Source organism: Oceanobacillus jeddahensis (genome assembly GCF_000750635.1).
GTDB classification, from domain to species: domain Bacteria; phylum Bacillota; class Bacilli; order Bacillales; family Amphibacillaceae; genus Oceanobacillus; species Oceanobacillus jeddahense.
In genome coordinates this window covers 150,201-167,339 of record NZ_CCDM010000005.1, presented here as the reverse complement: position 1 = coordinate 167,339, position 17,139 = coordinate 150,201, and the positions used below count along the sequence as shown (strand labels likewise).

At 39.5% G+C, this 17,139-nt stretch carries 13 protein-coding genes and 1 riboswitch; of the genes, 6 read left to right on the top strand and 7 right to left on the bottom strand.

Annotated elements, in window-relative coordinates:
* Nucleotides 1-44 precede the first annotated feature (44 nt).
* From ilvD to BN986_RS19420, 6 genes are all read right to left on the bottom strand, one after another.
* Nucleotides 45-1,715 (bottom strand): dihydroxy-acid dehydratase, encoded by a 1,671-nt coding sequence (ilvD, locus tag BN986_RS19445; RefSeq protein WP_040983767.1) that lies wholly within the window; start codon nt 1,713-1,715, stop codon nt 45-47.
* Nucleotides 1,716-2,243: 528 nt separating this feature from the next.
* Complete coding sequence (locus BN986_RS19440; RefSeq protein ID WP_040983259.1) at nt 2,244-3,581, bottom strand: CitMHS family transporter; 1,338 nt, start codon at nt 3,579-3,581, stop codon at nt 2,244-2,246.
* A 159-nt stretch (nt 3,582-3,740) separates the two neighbouring features.
* Nucleotides 3,741-4,469, bottom strand: coding sequence for a response regulator (locus tag BN986_RS19435; protein ID WP_040983257.1), 729 nt, complete (start codon nt 4,467-4,469; stop codon nt 3,741-3,743).
* Complete coding sequence (locus tag BN986_RS19430) at nt 4,462-6,117, bottom strand: ATP-binding protein (RefSeq protein ID WP_040983255.1); 1,656 nt, start codon at nt 6,115-6,117, stop codon at nt 4,462-4,464. The genes BN986_RS19435 and BN986_RS19430 overlap by 8 nt, the downstream gene beginning before the upstream one ends.
* A 490-nt stretch (nt 6,118-6,607) precedes the next feature.
* Nucleotides 6,608-8,200: an ABC transporter permease gene (locus BN986_RS19425; protein WP_040983253.1), complete on the bottom strand. Its 1,593-nt coding sequence runs from the start codon at nt 8,198-8,200 to the stop codon at nt 6,608-6,610.
* Nucleotides 8,197-9,099 (bottom strand): ABC transporter ATP-binding protein, encoded by a 903-nt coding sequence (locus tag BN986_RS19420; protein WP_040983251.1) that lies wholly within the window; start codon nt 9,097-9,099, stop codon nt 8,197-8,199. The genes BN986_RS19425 and BN986_RS19420 overlap by 4 nt, the downstream gene beginning before the upstream one ends.
* A 148-nt stretch (nt 9,100-9,247) precedes the next feature.
* Here BN986_RS19420 and BN986_RS19415 point away from each other — a divergent pair, with 148 nt between their 5' ends.
* Nucleotides 9,248-9,835: a TetR/AcrR family transcriptional regulator gene (locus tag BN986_RS19415; protein WP_040983249.1), complete on the top strand. Its 588-nt coding sequence runs from the start codon at nt 9,248-9,250 to the stop codon at nt 9,833-9,835.
* A gap of 50 nt (nt 9,836-9,885) precedes the next feature.
* Here the strand turns inward: BN986_RS19415 and brnQ are convergent, their stop codons facing one another.
* Entirely contained in the window at nt 9,886-11,223 is a 1,338-nt protein-coding gene (brnQ, locus tag BN986_RS19410) for a branched-chain amino acid transport system II carrier protein (RefSeq protein WP_040983247.1), read from the bottom strand.
* Between the two features lie 319 nt (nt 11,224-11,542).
* On the opposite strand from brnQ, the gene BN986_RS19405 reads away from it, so the two are divergent.
* From BN986_RS19405 to BN986_RS19385, 5 genes are all read left to right on the top strand, one after another.
* Nucleotides 11,543-12,712 (top strand): pyridoxal phosphate-dependent aminotransferase, encoded by a 1,170-nt coding sequence (locus BN986_RS19405; protein WP_157037096.1) that lies wholly within the window; start codon nt 11,543-11,545, stop codon nt 12,710-12,712.
* A gap of 60 nt (nt 12,713-12,772) precedes the next feature.
* Nucleotides 12,773-12,868, top strand: a riboswitch (SAM riboswitch).
* Between the two features lie 543 nt (nt 12,869-13,411).
* Nucleotides 13,412-14,431 carry a methionine ABC transporter ATP-binding protein gene (locus BN986_RS19400; RefSeq protein WP_040983243.1) on the top strand — a complete coding sequence of 340 codons (1,020 nt, stop codon included), beginning with the start codon at nt 13,412-13,414 and terminating at the stop codon, nt 14,429-14,431.
* Nucleotides 14,427-15,095: a methionine ABC transporter permease gene (locus tag BN986_RS19395; RefSeq protein WP_148417175.1), complete on the top strand. Its 669-nt coding sequence runs from the start codon at nt 14,427-14,429 to the stop codon at nt 15,093-15,095. Before BN986_RS19400 ends, BN986_RS19395 begins: the two co-directional genes overlap by 5 nt.
* A 15-nt stretch (nt 15,096-15,110) precedes the next feature.
* Entirely contained in the window at nt 15,111-16,250 is a 1,140-nt protein-coding gene (locus BN986_RS19390) for an alpha-hydroxy-acid oxidizing protein (protein ID WP_040983240.1), read from the top strand.
* 104 nt (nt 16,251-16,354) lie between these two features.
* Complete coding sequence (locus BN986_RS19385; protein WP_052400956.1) at nt 16,355-17,125, top strand: 2-keto-4-pentenoate hydratase; 771 nt, start codon at nt 16,355-16,357, stop codon at nt 17,123-17,125.
* Nucleotides 17,126-17,139 lie beyond the last annotated feature (14 nt).

The following is a 17,139-nucleotide window of genomic DNA, read 5'->3' as shown; positions in this document are numbered from 1 at the left end:
GAGATATTCAATTAACACGATCTAAAGTTTTTTATCCTTTTTTATTAAATCTCCATCACTCCACCAGTATTCGCAGAAGTGACAAGTTTTGAATAACGGCCAAGCCAGCCTTTTTTCACTTTTGACTCAAAGCCTTTCCAATTTGCTTTGCGTTTTTCAAATTCCTCATCCAAAACCAACAGATTCATTTCACGGTTTTCAAGGTCTAACTCAATGAAATCTCCGTCCTCTACAAATGCAATGGGACCACCTTCCGCAGCTTCTGGTGAGATATGCCCGATAGAGATCCCTCTGGATGCACCGGAGAAACGCCCGTCTGTGATTAAACCAACCTTTGCACCCAGGCCCCTGCCTACAATCTGGGAGGTCGGCGCAAGCATTTCCGGCATTCCCGGCCCCCCTTTAGGCCCTTCATAACGGATAACAACAACATGTCCTTCTTCTACTTTGCCGGATTCGATTCCTTCTAGAGCTTCTTCCTGCGAATCGAAGCAAATAGCAGGTCCTTTAAAATATCCGCCGACCTCCGGATCAATCGCTCCTACTTTGACAATAGAACCGTTCGGTGCCAGGTTTCCAAATAATACGGCCAGTCCGCCTCGTTCAGAATGTGCATTATCCAATGTGTGAATAACATCCTTATCCAGAATTTCTGCATCTTGTACATTTTCCCGGATGGTTTTCGCAGACACACTTAGATTATCTCCATGAAAAGCCCCCGGTTTTTTCAGTAATTCATTAATAATTGCACTGATTCCACCAGCTCTATCAACATCTTCAATATGATAATTGGATGCTGGCGCAACTTTTGACAAATGGGGAACAAGGTTTGCAATTTCATTGATACGTTCGAGTGGATAATCTACTCCAGCTTCATGTGCTAAAGCTAACGTATGTAATACTGTATTCGTAGATCCGCCCATTGCCATATCCAATGCAAAAGCATTATCAATTGCTTCTTTCGTTACAATATCACGCGGTTTAATATCTTTTTTGATTAATTCCATCAATTGTTTTGCAGAACGCTTTACAAATTCTTTCCGTTCTTCGGCAACAGCAAGAATGGTCCCGTTTCCAGGAAGAGCGAGTCCAATCCCTTCTGCTAAGCAGTTCATCGAGTTAGCTGTAAACATCCCAGAGCAAGATCCACATGTTGGACATGCATTTTGTTCTAACTCTAGTAATCTCGCTTCATCAATTTGACCAGATTGATATGCCCCTACTCCTTCAAAAACAGAAGTAAGTGAAAGTGGATTACCAGCGCTGTCTGTACCAGCTTTCATTGGTCCACCACTGACAAAGATAGATGGAATATTAACACGTAAAGAAGCCATCAGCATTCCCGGTGTAATTTTGTCACAGTTCGGAATACAAACCATGCCATCAAACCAATGCGCATTTGCCACTGTTTCCACAGAGTCAGCTATAAGCTCTCTGCTTGGCAAGGAATATCTCATTCCAATATGGCCCATTGCAATACCATCATCTACGCCAATTGTATTCATCTCAAACGGTATACCGCCAGCTTCACGAATTGCTTCTTTTACAATTTTTCCGAATTCTTGTAAATGAATATGTCCAGGAACAATATCTATATAAGAGTTAACCACCAGAATAAATGGTTTTCCTAAGTCCCTTGTTTTTACTCCTGCAGCATGTAGCAGGCTTCGGTGCGGTGCACGATCCACACCTTTTTTAATCATATCGCTGCGCAGTTCTGCCACTTTCCATACCTTCTTCCTAAGATTTTTACTAAAAGTGCAGCAATTAGAGGACCAAGCCTCTGTGCTGCTTGTTCTTGAATGCCTCAGACACGTGTTTCATCTAAAAAACTTCAAAGCAGATTTATCACGGAGAACCGTCCGTAAACATTCTAATTTTACTATTTTACTACTTATATTAAGAAATTTATATACTAAATTATTTTGACAGGATATGTAATAAAACGAAACTTCATTCAGTGGGAGTTAGCGCCCGTTATCTCCCGCCTAAATAAATTTATTTTCGCTCTTTATTTTGCGGCGGGAGTTTTACGGGCGGTTCTCTGTGATAAAATGACAAAAGAAATTTTTATTGAAATAAAATTTACCATCATTTGGTTTCGACAGTTTTACCTGAGAATTAGACACGTATGCTTCTCTATAGAAAAAAGAGACAATCTCTCCTAGCAGCGATTGTCTCTCTTACAAATATTGATTTGTAGGACGGAAGGACCAGCAGTGCCCAGCAGCAAACAGATCTTCTTAAATAACTCCAAGAAATACTGCAATGATTACTAATACAATACTTAATCCCCACAACCAAGGAAGAGAATATTTGATATGACGCCCCATTTCTAAACCAGATAAACCAAGCGCCAGCCAAACTGCTGGTGCAAGCGGACTAACAAAAGTTCCTACGATGTTTCCAATGATCATCGCATATGCGGTAGATACTGATTCCACGCCAAAACCTGATGCAATCTGTTCTACAACTGGAAGCACTCCGAAATAATACGCATCTGTACTCGTCAGCAAGTCAAGAGGGACTCCTAAGAAACCGATAATCAGATGTAAATATGGACCGACAGCTTCAGGCATGATTGACACACCATCTTCCGCTATAGCATCCATCATCCCTGTTCCTGTTAAAATTCCTAAAAATGTTCCAGCGGCCAAAATGATAGTTGCCATCGTCAGCGCACTTGATGCATGTGCTTTAATTCTTTCCGTTTGATCTTCCATTTTTGGATAATTGATTGGCAACGCAAAACCAAGTCCAATCATAAATGCAAGACCAGCCGGGATGATCCCAATTACTAACAGTACGATAACACCTATTGCAATAATCGTATTTAACCAAAGTAATTTCGGTCGTGCGTTTGGATTTTTATTGAAGGAACTCTTCTCATCATAAGTGCTGTCAGCATCTATATCCTCTGCAGTATTCTCCAGTGCAGCAGCAGCCTCTACTTTTCCAAAGCGTCGTTCAATTTTCTGTTTTTCCCTAAATCCAAGAAATATAGCTATACCAATCATTAATACCATTCCAATGATTTGGACTGGTATGAGAGGATACCATAATTCCGTAATATCCACATCTAAAACAGAAGCTGAGCGCCCTAAAGGTCCTCCCCACGGAACCATGTTCATGATGGCCGCACTCCCTGCAATCAAAAGAAGCAGCAAATATGGATTCATGTTCAATCGTTTATACAGCGGAAGCATTGCTGGAATCGTAATGAGAAAAGTCGATGCTCCAGAACCATCCAATTGTGCAACAGCTGCAATAAAAACAGTAGCTACACTTACAGCAATAACATTCCCGCGGGAAAGCGCAACCATTTTATTAATTAATGGATCAAACAGTCCGGCATCCGACATTACCCCGAAGAATAGAATAGCAAAAATGAACATAATAGCAACATCGATTACAGTATCTATTCCTTCATTAAAAAAATCTCCAATTTCTCCTAAGCCAAAACCAGCAATAAATGCACCTAAAATAGGTATTAATACCATAGCAATAATCGGTTGAACCTTACCTCGAATCAATAAAATAACAATTGTCAGTATTGTTAAAAATCCTATTAAACTTAACATCTCTATCTCTCCTTATTTCATACTATTTATTACCCCTCAAGATTAATAGCTAGTTCTATCTATCGTTGAAAGCGTTAACAATATTTTCGATTAATAAATAAAATAGCATGAAAAAAAAGAAGGCGGAACCTTCTTCTCATAAGTTGTTTATTACTTATATTAATCATTTTGTTCATAAGTTTCACGAAGTATATACTCACGCTCTGGTCTGCCGACAGTTCCGTATTTTAAAATCGTATGAACCTTTTTCGCAGACACCAGGTATTCCAGGTAGCGGCGTGCCGTAGACCTGCTCGTCCCAATTTTCTTACTCAGTTCCACAGCAGTAACCCCTTTCCCTTTATCTGCCCCCAATAGCTGTGTGATATCATTCAACGTAATCGGATCAATTCCTTTAGGCAAATTCGTATTTGTACTACTGGAGCGAGATGGATAACTGCCGTCTGTCACACCTGTAAAAGCGTCAATTTCCGTTTGTTCTAACGTCTCTTTAGCAGAAAAAATTTTTCGGTATTCTTTATAACGTTCCAAGGACTGCGCAAAACGATCCGTATCAACAGGTTTTACAATATAATCAAAAGCTCCTCCCCTAAATGCTTCTTCAATGGTTACTGTCTCGTTAGCAGCAGTAACAGGAATCAAATCGATTTCATGATAGAGATGACGTATTTGCCAAAGCAGCTCCAATCCTTTTACATCAGGAATGTAAACATCAAGCAGAATCAGCTGTGGAAGAGAAGTGCACTCTTTAAGATAGGCAAGTGCTTCTTCCCCTGTTTTTACCACTCCCTGCACCGCGTACCCTTCTACCCTCTCTACATATCTCCGGTTGATTTCAGCAATTCGAAAATCGTCTTCGATAATAAGAGTTTGTATGCTATCATTCATCTGAGTCTCCTCCATTTTTAGGTATAATCATCACAAAACAGGCACCGCCCATTTCTCCCTCTTCCAGCATGATTTGACCGCCTTGCTTATGGACGGCGTGTCGTGTCAACGCCAACCCTATTCCGCGGTTTTTCTCTCCTTTTGTGGAGTACCCCTGTTCAAAGATACGGGCTGCCGCCTCTTCTGATATACCCTGACCAGAATCATCCACCTCTACCACGATGTCGTCCCCAATGTCCGTGAAAAAGAGACTGATTTGCCGCTCCCTCTCCTGATTACCTTTCACGGATTCCAACGCATTTTCTAGCATATTTCCAATTCCAGTAATTAATGCCTCCTGCTTATCCCCATAGTAAGCATGGTTAAGCTGGCTGTCCGGGTGAATGGAAATAGTGACCCCTAGCTCATTCGCCTGATTGATTTTCCCTTGCAAAAGCCCCTGAATTACTGGATCGGCTGCATGTTGCGTTAAGACTTGCGATTGCTTCTCTTGGATATTTCGTTTCTTTTTAATAAAATCGATGGCTTCTTTGTGTTCTCCTAACTGAAGCAAACCGAGAATGGTATATAAACTATTGGAAAATTCATGTGTTTGAGCACGTTGAGCATTTGCGTACTGTTTGATTTGTTGAAGTTCCTGGGTCACATGCTCTATTTCTGTTTTTTTCCGGAAAGTAGAAACTGCTCCAGCTATTTTCCCTTCTAAATAAACAGGTACTTGATTTACTAAGACAATGGATTCACCAAATATCATTTCCTTGTCATACTGGCTCTTCCCGCTTTCCAGTACTTCAAACAAACCAGTATGGGGAATGAGTTGATCAATCGATTTTCCGGAAGAATAATTAAACTGCTGATTCTCCCGAAACAAAATCTGTTTTGCGGCTTTGTTCATCATGATTATCATTCCATTATGATCAACCGCTATCATTCCTTCATGAGTAGACTGTAATATCGCTTCCTTTTGCAATAGTAAATAAGAAATATCCTTTGGTTCCATATTGAACAATAATTTTTTTATATGGTGTGCAATAAAAATGGCACCTGCAATTCCTAATATAACAACTCCTATCATGGTAAGCCACAAAGACTTACTCTGATTCGCTATAATGCTTTGGACATCCTCACTTAGAAAACCTACCGATACGACACCGATAATATTTCCTGCTTCATCTCTTACTGGTACTTTTCCGCGTATGGACAATCCAAGTGACCCCTCACTCTGAGATACATAAGATTCTCCATCTTGTAAAGCACGAGTATTGTCTCCGCCAATCATTTTTTCCCCAATCCTTTCTGGATCTGGATGGGAATAGCGAGTTCCGTCTTTGTTTCCTATAACAATAAATTCAGCACCAGTTTCTTCCTGAATTGGAGTTACAATTTCCTGAATGACCGAAGCAGGATCATTTAACTCGAAGGCTAAACTTATTTCTGGTGTATTGGCAACACTTTGGGCTACACTTAATGCACGTTTCCCGACCTGGTCTTCAATGGTGTTGGTAATAAACGAGTAGAGAAACCAAGTAAAAAGAATAAAAATACCAAAAATCAGCAGGCTAATCAGGATAATCATCTTGCTTTTTAAACTCAATGTTGCTTTAGATTCAAAATTTTCTTTTTTATTTGATTTATGAAAATAAAACATATTGTTGATCTCCTCATTATGCAAAACTCGTAAGAAGGATTATGTAACGGCAGCCTGATCCAAATCCCACTGTCTCAAGTTTTTCTAATCTTTTCTGTCATTCTATTATAAAGGGAAAGAGATATGTATGTCACTTTTTCAATAAATATACCATCATTGTATAATCTTAACTGCATTTCTCCAATCATTGATTGCAAATCCATTTCCATTCTTATCTCTAATTTCGTCCGCAGGCATCCTCAACCTTTTTTCTGAGCCATCGGAACTTATACACCACGGCATTGCTTTTCACTTTCGTAACACCATGCATCATTCAAAATGCATACTGATTTATTTCTTTCCACTCTATTATTTTACAAATAAAAAAGTAATCTCTTACGACAATCAGGTAAAAGAGATTACTTTCAATTAAATTATATACCGGTCTTCTTCACAAACAAGAATTTAAATATTTGTTTGAAATTTCTATAGACATGATTTTTTCCATCTATTATCCTTCTACATCACGCCGCTTATATCCCCATGCACCAATGAATATCAATAATACACTTATTCCGCATAGAATCAGTAACGCTGCAAAAGACAATTCCTCACTAGGATAAACCGGAACATGTTCATAGACTGATAGATTTCTTACCCAATCCGGAAGTTCTAAAATATCTCCTAAATAGATTACGATAAACCCATAAATGAGGAACAGCCATACGAGTGAAGTAATTCTCGGTAGCCAGCCAATTAATAAAACAGCTACACCAAGCACAAGTAACAAAGCTGGAATATATACTATAGAAGCTCCTAGTACATCTGTAAATGACATCATATCCTCACTGATGACTGCTCCAGCACTCCATAATGCTATCGCCTGCAATATCGGCAACAGAACCGCAATTAGAATAGCAGGAATGAGATAAGCCCGCAGCAGCTGCATTCGTGATACTGCCCTGCTGAATACAAGTTCGGTTCGATTCGCTTTCTCTTCCCCGCGAAGTCTCAAAAAGCTAATAACTACCGGCGCCGTGATAAATAATGCCATAATACCCATCAATAAAACAATAAATTGTTCCATGACATTGCCTTCCTCTGTTAAAAAGGCTTGCATCGCTTCATTCTCTAAAAAGAAGGTTTCTAAATCTCCTAATATAAGCGCAAAAACAATATTAAGCAGCAAAATTCCAATCGTCCACATAACAATCATTGTTTTTTGCAAACGGATAACCAGCCCTGCCCTTGTTTTTAAAAAGGCAGAAGCATGCACCGTCCCCGCACGTTCCGGCAGTAAGCCATCACCTATATCACGTTTTGCCTGCAGAATATATGCAATGATTCCAAATCCAATACTGCTTACAAGTAATAATCCTACTGGAAGCCAATTATCTTCCACAAAAACATATGCTCTTGATAACCAGCCAAGTGGACTAACCCAAGATAAAAACGCCGTTTCTACATCCCCAACAGCACGTAAAAGATAGAAGAAAAATAACGCGCTAAAACTAAATAAACTAGCTCCCCTTGAAGAGGCAACAAAATGGGCAAAGAACGCTGTCAATGTGCCAAACAGAAGCCCAAAGCTTCCCAGTAAGCTGCTATAAAGAACAACCCCTGAAAAACCAAAACCTTCTATTTGCATGATTGCCATTGCTGTTATATGCAAAATGACGAGTAAAATATTTGCCGACAGCATTACCATAAAAGAAGCCGTTAAATAGCTTAAGCGTCCGACTGACCTGGACTGAACAAGCTCTAAAATCCCATTTTCTTCGTCATCTCTTGTTAACTTAGACATTAGCAAAATATTCATGATAGCTACAGCAATCGCAGAAAACAAAAGCATCTCCAGCGCAAATAAACTGCCGATTTCCTGATAATGTTCATACCCTATTCCAAGCATGGCAACCATTGCCGGATTTTCCATCGTCATCGCATACGCTTCTCTGGACGCCTGATCCGGATACATATCTGGATAAGCATAAGCTACGGAGCAAGTCACCAGAACAAGCCCTGCCAGCCACAGCAACAGCCGCAGTCTGTGCTGTCTCATTAAAATTGGGAAAAGAATCCCCGTTCCTTTAATATGTTTCCTCATTGGTTATTCTCCTCACCGCTGCGTTCCTCATAATGACGCATAAATAAATCTTCCAATGTCGGCGGGGTGCTTTCCATCTTCCGAACCCCATATTTATTTAAATAGTTGATAATCTCCTCCATATGATCTGTATCTGCCTGGAAAGAAAATTGTCGTCCGGCTTCTTCCAGTTGATGCACCCCGGACAGCTTTACGAATCCTTCAGGAGTTTCTCTGGTTTCCACCTGCATTTGCATCCTTGTTAAATGACGTAAATCGTCCAGTGTTCCTCTTTCAATGATTTTTCCTTTGCGAATAATAGCAACACGATCACAAAGCTTCTCGACCTCCGATAAAATATGACTGGATAAAAGTACCGTCTTTCCAGCTTCTTTTACTTCTCTCACACCCTGCTGAAAAGTATGCTCCATCAAAGGATCCAGTCCCGAGGTCGGCTCATCCAGGATAAATAAATCAGCTTCTGAAGCAAAGGCAGCAATTAGAGCAATTTTTTGCCGGTTCCCCTTCGAATAAGACCTTGCTTTCTTCTTCGGGTCAAATTGAAATCGTTCTATCCATTCATCACGCTTTTTCTCAGAATAGCTCCCGTTCATTTTCAGTAAAACATCAATCACTTCTCCGCCTGTTAAATTGGGCCATACATACACATCTCCCGGTACATAGGCACAGCGTTTATGAATGTCTGCAGCGTCCTTCCATGCATCCTTCCCAAATAAAGTTGCGCGTCCCTCTGTTGCCTTTAACATTCCTAATAAAATACGTATCGTTGTTGATTTCCCCGCTCCGTTCGGTCCAATAAATCCATAAATTTCTCCTTCTTTTAATTCCATGGATACTTGGTCCAGCGCTTGAAAATTGCCAAACTTTTTTGATATCTGATCAAGCTGTAGTACAGTCATAAGAAATCCTCCCCAAAAGTTTTGAAATATTCAACCTTATATATTTCATAATATAGATAAAACAATCTTCCGTCAATAAGTTTTGAAATATTATTATATTTATATTTCATTTCTAAATATGATATGATGATTAAGGGGGTGGCAAGCTATGGATGGATTTGAACGCAGAACATCAATCAAAAAAGAAAAGATTTTAAATACCAGTGCAGCACTATTTCAAAAAGATGGCATCAAAAAGGTTTCCATCTCGAAGATAGCAAAAGAAGCAAATGTGTCGCAGGTAACCATTTATAATTATTTTGAAAGCAAGGAAAAATTATTACATGAAGTGCTTGTCTACTATACGAATCAAATGTGGGAAAAATATCATAAACTAATTGAAGAGCCGATATCATATGAAGAGAAGATGAAACAGCTTATATTCTCTGAAGCACAAATCGTAAATGATGTACACGAGGAATTTTCCAGTTATATGATGGGGCAATATAAAATACCAGGTAATTTTATCGAGCGCCTCTATCAGGAAAAAGCTCTGCCGGCAATGATGCAGCTCGTTCAACAAGGCAGGGATGAAGGCTTCATTGATCCTGCTATCAGCGATACAGCCATCTTCGTCTACCTGCAGATGTTTAGCGATTATTTACAAAAAGGAGATGCTATCGAACAGCTCGTTCCACTGACAGAAGAATTAATGAAGTTATTTTTCTATGGTATTGCAGGAAAAAATGACAATTAAAAAACCTGGTTGTTAGATAAAGCAATCCAACAGCCAGGTTTTATTTCATGTTATTCTTTCACTTTCTTTACAATAATCATAACTACTGCAACAACGGCTGCCGGCAAGAGCCAGCCTAAGCCTTCTGCATAAAGCGGAAGGGCATCACTAAGTGTCTCAATAAGCGTATCCAGCCATCCGGGCAGTCCTAACTCTAATGACTCATAAAGCGCTACAAGTCCGTCTATAATACTAAAAACGAACGTAACTGCAATGGTCGGAATGTAGACAAGACGTGAATGATTGAAAAATGGTGACACAAACGTCAGTAAAACTAATACCATTGCCAGTGGATATAAGAACATGAGCACCGGCGTAGAAAAAGCGATTATATTTTCTAATCCAAAGTTAGCTATAACAAATGTTAAAATGGAAAAGAAGAATACCCACGGCTTATAGGCAATCGCAGGGATCAAGGTATGGAAATACTCTGCATTTGCTGTAATCAGACCAATCGCAGTCGTCAAACAAGCTAATATAATAATAGCAGCCAGCAAAATTGACCCGAGTGTACCAAAGTAATACGATGCCGCACCGCTTAACACAGGTCCTCCATTATCCAATACACCTAATTCTGTCACACTTGTTGCACCTAAGTAAGAGATTCCTACATAGATAATAACCAACAATGCTGTTGATGTTAAACCTATCTTTGTCACAGCGGAGAGAATTTGATTATTATCTGTAATCCCAAACCCTTTGATAACATTAATGATAATAATCCCAAATACCAGCGCAGCTAAGGCGTCCATCGTATTGTAACCTTCTAAAAATCCAATAAAAAAAGCAGAAGACTGATACGTCTCATCCGGAGATTGAATAGCTCCCATCGGATTAAATAGTGCAACTGCTAATAAAATAAGCAATAAGACAACCAGTGCCGGCGCTAAAAATTTCCCAATATTATCAACAATTTTGGATGGGAATAACGAGATAAGCAGGGCAATTAAGAAAAAGACCCCTGTAAAAATCAAGAGAACCGTTGATTGAGATCCTTCACTTACATATGGTCCAATACCAACTTCATAAGCAACCGTCCCTGTTCTTGGAGCTGCAAAGAATGGGCCAATCGTTAAGTAAAGTAATGCTGTAAATCCTAAACCGTAAATAGGATGAACACGGCTTGCAAGCTCCTGCAGATTATTTTTTCCAGAGAAGCCCATTGCCATAATACCAAGGAATGGCAACCCTACTCCAGTTATTAAAAAGCCAATCGTAGCCGGGGTAATGTTATCTCCTGATAACTGTCCCAGTTGAGCTGGAAAAATCAGATTCCCCGCTCCAAAAAATAAAGCAAATAACATAAATGCAATTGCTAAATAATTTCCTATACGCAGTTTGGTATTCATTTTATTCCTCCTACCTCCAAACCTATAATTCTTGGAATTATCTAATTATTTAACATAATTTGACACGACTTCTATGTTACTACTTTCAAATATGAATTGCAACGGAAAAAAGGACGAATAAGAATCATGGAAAAAATTCCCATACATTTCTATTTTGCTGCCTTGTTCTATTTTTTTATGATAGACAATTACTCAATAAACTTATACTATTGTATATAATTATAAAGTGAAACTTCATTCTCTCTAAGGTCTTCCCATTCCTCAGAGGGAATAGAAACACATTTACATTCACAATCTAGTGTAAAGAGGTCGATAGATGATGAAGTTATCCCGCCGTGTAGAAAAGCTTCCTTCCCAATTTTTTGCATCACTTGCAGCTAAAGTAACTGCTGCTGTCAAAGAAGGAAGAGATATAATTAACTTAGGACAAGGAAATCCTGATCAGCCAACACCGCCACATATTATCCGTGCCCTTCAGGAAAGCGCTGAGGATCCTATTACACATAAATACTCTCCTTTCCGTGGCACTGATGAATTAAAACAAGCTGCTGCCCAATTTTATAAAAGAGAATATAATGTCGATTTAGACCCAGCTTCAGAAATTGCTATTTTATTTGGCAGTAAAATCGGTTTAGTAGAATTGCCTTTAGCTGTAATGAACGAAGGAGAATTAATGCTTTTACCAGACCCTGGATATCCAGATTATCTGTCCAGTGTTCCGTTAGCAAATGTGACTTATGAAACTTTTGCCTTATTAGAAGAAAATAACTTTTTACCGGACTATTCGGCATTAACAGCTGAGCAAAAAAAGCTTGCGAAGCTATTATATTTGAATTATCCGAATAACCCGACTGGAGCAGTAGCAACAAAAGAATTTTTTGAAGAAACTGTTGCATTAGCGGAAGAAAATAATATTGGCATTGTTCATGATTTTGCATATGGAGCGATCGGTTTCGATGGGTATCAGCCCGTAAGCTTCCTGCAAACAAAAGGAGCGAAAGATGTTGGTGTTGAGCTATACACCCTCTCCAAAACCTATAATATGGCAGGGTGGCGCGTCGGCTTTGCTGCTGGGAATCAAGATATGATTGAAGCCATTAATATTTTGCAGGATCACTTATTTGTCAGCCTTTTCCCTGCTGTTCAAAAAGCTGCAGAAGAGGCTTTATTAGGAGACCAAGGCTGTGTCACCTCTCTTGTAGAACGCTATGAACAACGGAGAAATATCTTAATGAAAGAATGCAGACGCATAGGTTGGGAAGTCACTGCACCAAAAGGCTCTTTCTTTGCCTGGCTCCCTGTACCAAAAACATATACAAGTGAAGAATTTGCGGATTATTTATTAAAAGAAGCAGATGTAGCTGTTGCAGCGGGGAATGGTTTTGGAAAGTCAGGGGAAGGCTATGTACGGGTTGGATTACTCGTGGACGACGACCGTATCCGTGAAGCCATTCAACGTATTGAAAAACTTCAGCTCTTTCAAAAATAGCATTGACGAAACGTGTAAAATAAGATATTTTTAAGTAATACAATTCTATAAAAGAAACACCTCTTATCCAGAGTAGCTGAGGGACTGGCCCGTTGAAGCTCGGCAACCTTAACAAGGTGCTAATTCCAGCAAGGCATATGCCTTGAAAGATGAGAGCAGAAAATAAAATTATATTTTCGAGCCTCTCTTTTACTAGGGAGGCTCTTTTTATCACGGAGAACCGTCCGTAAAACTCCCGCCTCAAAATAAAGCGTAAAATAAATTTATTTAGACGGCAGGTCAGGTGAGCTAACTCCCTGAATCACTTAGGCTAATGCAGTGGGAAAAGAACAGCAAACTAAGTTCGCGACGTCCAGGGGCTGGGACTGCGGTTACCAATGTTGTCAGGTTAGTGAATTTCATTAAGATTATGTTTGATACTGGTAGATAGCAATAAGGTTAACTAGCGGAGGAAAAACACGGAGACTCCTGTGGGAAAGCGTGGAGGGAAGACCCCGCAGAAAAAAAGCGAACTTCTTTTTTTTGAGGAGGCTGAGCTCAAGCCCACGGAAAGCGTAGTGTTTTTCTGGGGTTGCGATTACTCACCCCATCGTAAAGAGCTGTGTGTCGAAAACTCCCACTGAGTGAAGTTTCGTTTTATGAATTAGATATTGAGAGAAAAGCTGCAGCTTAAAGATAGAAAGGCAGGAAGAATAACAGATGATTAAGTTAGAGAATGTCACGAAGATTTTCCCATCTAAAAAAGGAAAAAATGTTACCGCATTAGACAATGTGACGATTTCTGTCAATAAAGGAGAAATCCATGGCGTTATCGGCTACAGTGGCGCAGGAAAAAGTACATTAATCCGTTGTGCCAATTTATTGGAGACCCCTTCTCAAGGGGAGGTATGGATCGATGGAATTGAATTAACCAAATTATCAAAGGAAAAGCTCCGGAAAACAAGACAAAAAGTCGGCATGATTTTTCAGCATTTTAATTTATTAAAAACGGCTACTGTTTATGACAATATTGCGATTCCTTTAAAATTACTCGGTATATCCAAATCTGAGATCGCTGAACGGGTCATTAAATACTTGGAAATTGTTGATTTAGCTGAAAAAAAAGATGCTTATCCTTCACAACTTTCAGGAGGTCAAAAACAACGTGTAGCTATCGCCAGAGCGCTATCTCAAGAACCACAAGTACTTTTAAGCGATGAAGCAACAAGCGCATTGGATCCAGAAACAACCAATTCCATTCTCGAACTATTATTAAAAATTAATGCAGAGCTTGGAATTACAATTCTATTAATCACACATGAAATGAATGTGATTCAAAAAATATGTGATTATGTATATGTTATTGAAAATGGAGACCTCATTGAACAAGGGTCCACAATCGATTTATTTACAAAACCGAAGCAACCGACGACTAAAAAATTTCTAAATACCATCTCACAACGAAAATTATCTGACCGCTTAATCGACGACTTAAATTTAGAAGGTAAGGTAATTCGTTTAACCTTCTTAGGTGAAAGTACTGGACAACCGCTGTTATCCAAAGTTACCCAGCAGTTCTATGTAGAACCAAACATCCTAAGTGCAAATATTATTGAATTAAAGAATGGAATCATCGGCAACCTTGTCGTTCATTTAATCGGCAGCGAACATCAGGTGCAACATTCCCTCTCCTTTTTACAAGAACAAGGCGTAGAGGTAGAAGAATTGGGGGTAAATTAAGATGCAGGGATTTATAGATCAATGGGGTTCAATTTTTTATAAAGCAATAGAAGAAACATTTCTAATGGTCACTATCTCGTTATTTTTCTCTGTCATTATTGGAGTTATTTTAGCTATCCTGCTCATTTTGACGCGTCCAGGACAACCTTTACAAAATAGATTTGTTTATCAATTTCTAAACTTGTTAATTAACATTATCCGGTCCATTCCATTTATTATTCTTTTATTCTTTATGCTTCCATTCACCAAATTTGTAGTAGGCGTAACCATCGGTGTAAAAGGGGTTATTCTACCACTCGTTGTTAATGCTGCCCCTTATATTGCCAGATTGATTGAATCTTCCTTGCTGGATGTTAATCAAGGAGTTATCGAAGCGTATCGTGCGATGGGGATAAAAACACATCAAATTATTTGGAATGTTATGCTTCGTGAAGCAAGACCAGCAATTGTGTTAGCCTTAACCATTGCTACAATCAGTCTTATTGGAGCAACAGCTATGGCTGGCCTAGTTGGTGCAGGAGGCTTGGGTGATCTTGCTTACAAGTATGGACACCTATATTATGAAACAGATGTAATGTATGTAACTGTCATTTTCTTAGTAATTATCGTACAGGCGCTTCAGTCTCTTGGAAACCGGCTCGCTGAACGATTGAAAAAAGATTAAAACGGAGGTAGAAACATGTCACCATCAAAGGAAGGCTCGTTCTTAGAGCATATAACGATACAAGATTCCTTTCCAATTGGAGCTGCTCAACTTGAAGCTGCAGCAAAGCAAGTTCTCCCTGAAGAAATATTTGGCCACATCCACTCTGGTGCCGGCGGGGAAGAAACATTAAGAAAAAATAGAGCAGCTTTTGAAAAGTATTCTATTATTCCCAGGTTTTTACGCAATGTCTCAGAGGTAGATACGTCCATTCGTATTTTAGGAAAAGAATATGCTTATCCATTGATGGTTGCTCCAATAGGGCATTTAAAAATGGTTCATGAAGAGCCAGATTTTTCGATTGCGAATGTTGCTGCTTCAATGAATATTCCGTACATCCAAAGTACCGTTACAGCAAGATCGATCGAAGAAATTTCAGAAGCCGTTCCTCAAGGACCAAAATGGTTTCAGCTATATTGGTCCAATAATGATGCCATTTCTTACAGTATGGCTGAGCGTGCAGAAAAAGCCGGGTATGAAGCGATCGTTGTCACCGTAGATACTATGATTCTTGGATGGCGTGAAGATGATATGCGTTATCAATACTCTCCTTTAAAAAAAGGATATGGAAAAGCAAACTATGTTCAGGATCCGGCGTTTCAAAAAAGCTTAAAGGACGGTCAGGATGAGATTGACTCCATTATTGAAAATCTGCATCATCCATCGCTTCATTGGGACAATATAGCTGAATTACGCAAACACACGAAGCTGCCTATCTTTTTAAAAGGCATTCTTCACCCTGAAGACGCAAAGCAAGCGATAAATGTGGGAATCGACGGTATTATTGTATCGAACCATGGCGGCAGACAAATGGACGGCGTAATCTCCAGCCTAGAAGCTTTATCAGCTGTACGTAAAGCAGTCGGCCCAGACTTCCCTCTGCTATTTGACAGCGGTGTCCGCCGGGGAGCAGATGTCATCAAAGCTCTGGCGCTTGGCGCAGATGCCATTTTATTCGGACGTCCTTATACCTATGCGCTGGCACTTCAAGGTGAGGAGGGTGTCCAGAAGGTATTTGCAAACCTTGCTCAGGAAGTTGCTGTATCCATGGCTTTATCTGGAGCTAAAACAATTGAAGAAGTGAAGCAGCTTACATTAAAAGTTGCTGATAATTAACCAATATAAAGAGTGGGCTCTTGACGGAGCCGCTCTTTTCTTTCATTATGTACTCATATTATATTTTGTAAAATCATGGAAGAAATTAAAAGGAGATTTTGATTATGAGTGTTATTCCCGAAATTTTAACACATATTGAAGCAGCTTACCGAACCCATCAGCCCGTTTCATTTATTCGTGAAAATTATACAATCAGCGCAGAAGAAGCATATCAGGTGCAGCATGCTTTTATTAAGAAGCGTGTTCAGGAAGGTGAAGCAGTTGCCGGCTATAAAATCAGTATGACCAGTAAAGAGACCCAGGCAATTGCTGATACAAATGAACCTGCTTATGGAACGATCCTGACATCTCAAGTGTTGCAGGAAGGTTCTGAATACGCCTTATCCAACTTGTTCTCTCCCTTGATTGAACCTGAACTGATGTTTTTCATTAATGAAGATATTTCTGGTGATGCAGATACGCAAGAAATCATCGAAAAATCCTCTGTTGCTCCTGGGATTGAGATTCCGGATGCAAGATATATCGACTGGTTCCCCAATTTTTCATTGATCGATTTACTTTCTGATAATACAGCAACCGGCAGAATTGTTGTTGGTAACCCTGTAGCTGCTCCCTCCTTGGAGAAGCTTGAAGCAATTAGGTTGGATTTAAAATTTAACGGTACAACAACGCATACTGCATGCGCCGACGCAGTATTAGGTAATCCTGTTTATGCTGTGAAATGGCTCGTAAAAAAATTAGCTGAGCATAACCAATATCTTCAAAAAGGAATGATTGTTTCTTCAGGAACTTTTATTTCACCGTTTAAGGCGGAAGCTGGAGAGTATCTTGCCAGCTACAGTAACATTGGCAGTGTTAACATAACATTGGTTTAAGCGGGGGATTAGTT

Bases quoted from the DNA above. Each gene is read 5' to 3' on its own strand.
- BN986_RS19420 (WP_040983251.1), bottom strand. From the start codon at position 9,099: ATGACTGTACTACAGCTTGATCAGATATCAAAAAAGTTTGGCAATTTT.
- BN986_RS19425 (WP_040983253.1), bottom strand. From the start codon at position 8,200: ATGAGGAAACATATTAAAGGAACGGGGATTCTTTTCCCAATTTTAATG.
- BN986_RS19415 (WP_040983249.1), top strand. From the start codon at position 9,248: ATGGATGGATTTGAACGCAGAACATCAATCAAAAAAGAAAAGATTTTA.
- BN986_RS19390 (WP_040983240.1), top strand. From the start codon at position 15,111: ATGTCACCATCAAAGGAAGGCTCGTTCTTAGAGCATATAACGATACAA.
- BN986_RS19400 (WP_040983243.1), top strand. From the start codon at position 13,412: ATGATTAAGTTAGAGAATGTCACGAAGATTTTCCCATCTAAAAAAGGA.
- BN986_RS19440 (WP_040983259.1), bottom strand. From the start codon at position 3,581: ATGTTAAGTTTAATAGGATTTTTAACAATACTGACAATTGTTATTTTA.
- BN986_RS19405 (WP_157037096.1), top strand. From the start codon at position 11,543: ATGAAGTTATCCCGCCGTGTAGAAAAGCTTCCTTCCCAATTTTTTGCA.
- BN986_RS19435 (WP_040983257.1), bottom strand. From the start codon at position 4,469: ATGAATGATAGCATACAAACTCTTATTATCGAAGACGATTTTCGAATT.
- BN986_RS19430 (WP_040983255.1), bottom strand. From the start codon at position 6,117: ATGTTTTATTTTCATAAATCAAATAAAAAAGAAAATTTTGAATCTAAA.
- brnQ (WP_040983247.1), bottom strand. From the start codon at position 11,223: ATGAATACCAAACTGCGTATAGGAAATTATTTAGCAATTGCATTTATG.
- BN986_RS19385 (WP_052400956.1), top strand. From the start codon at position 16,355: ATGAGTGTTATTCCCGAAATTTTAACACATATTGAAGCAGCTTACCGA.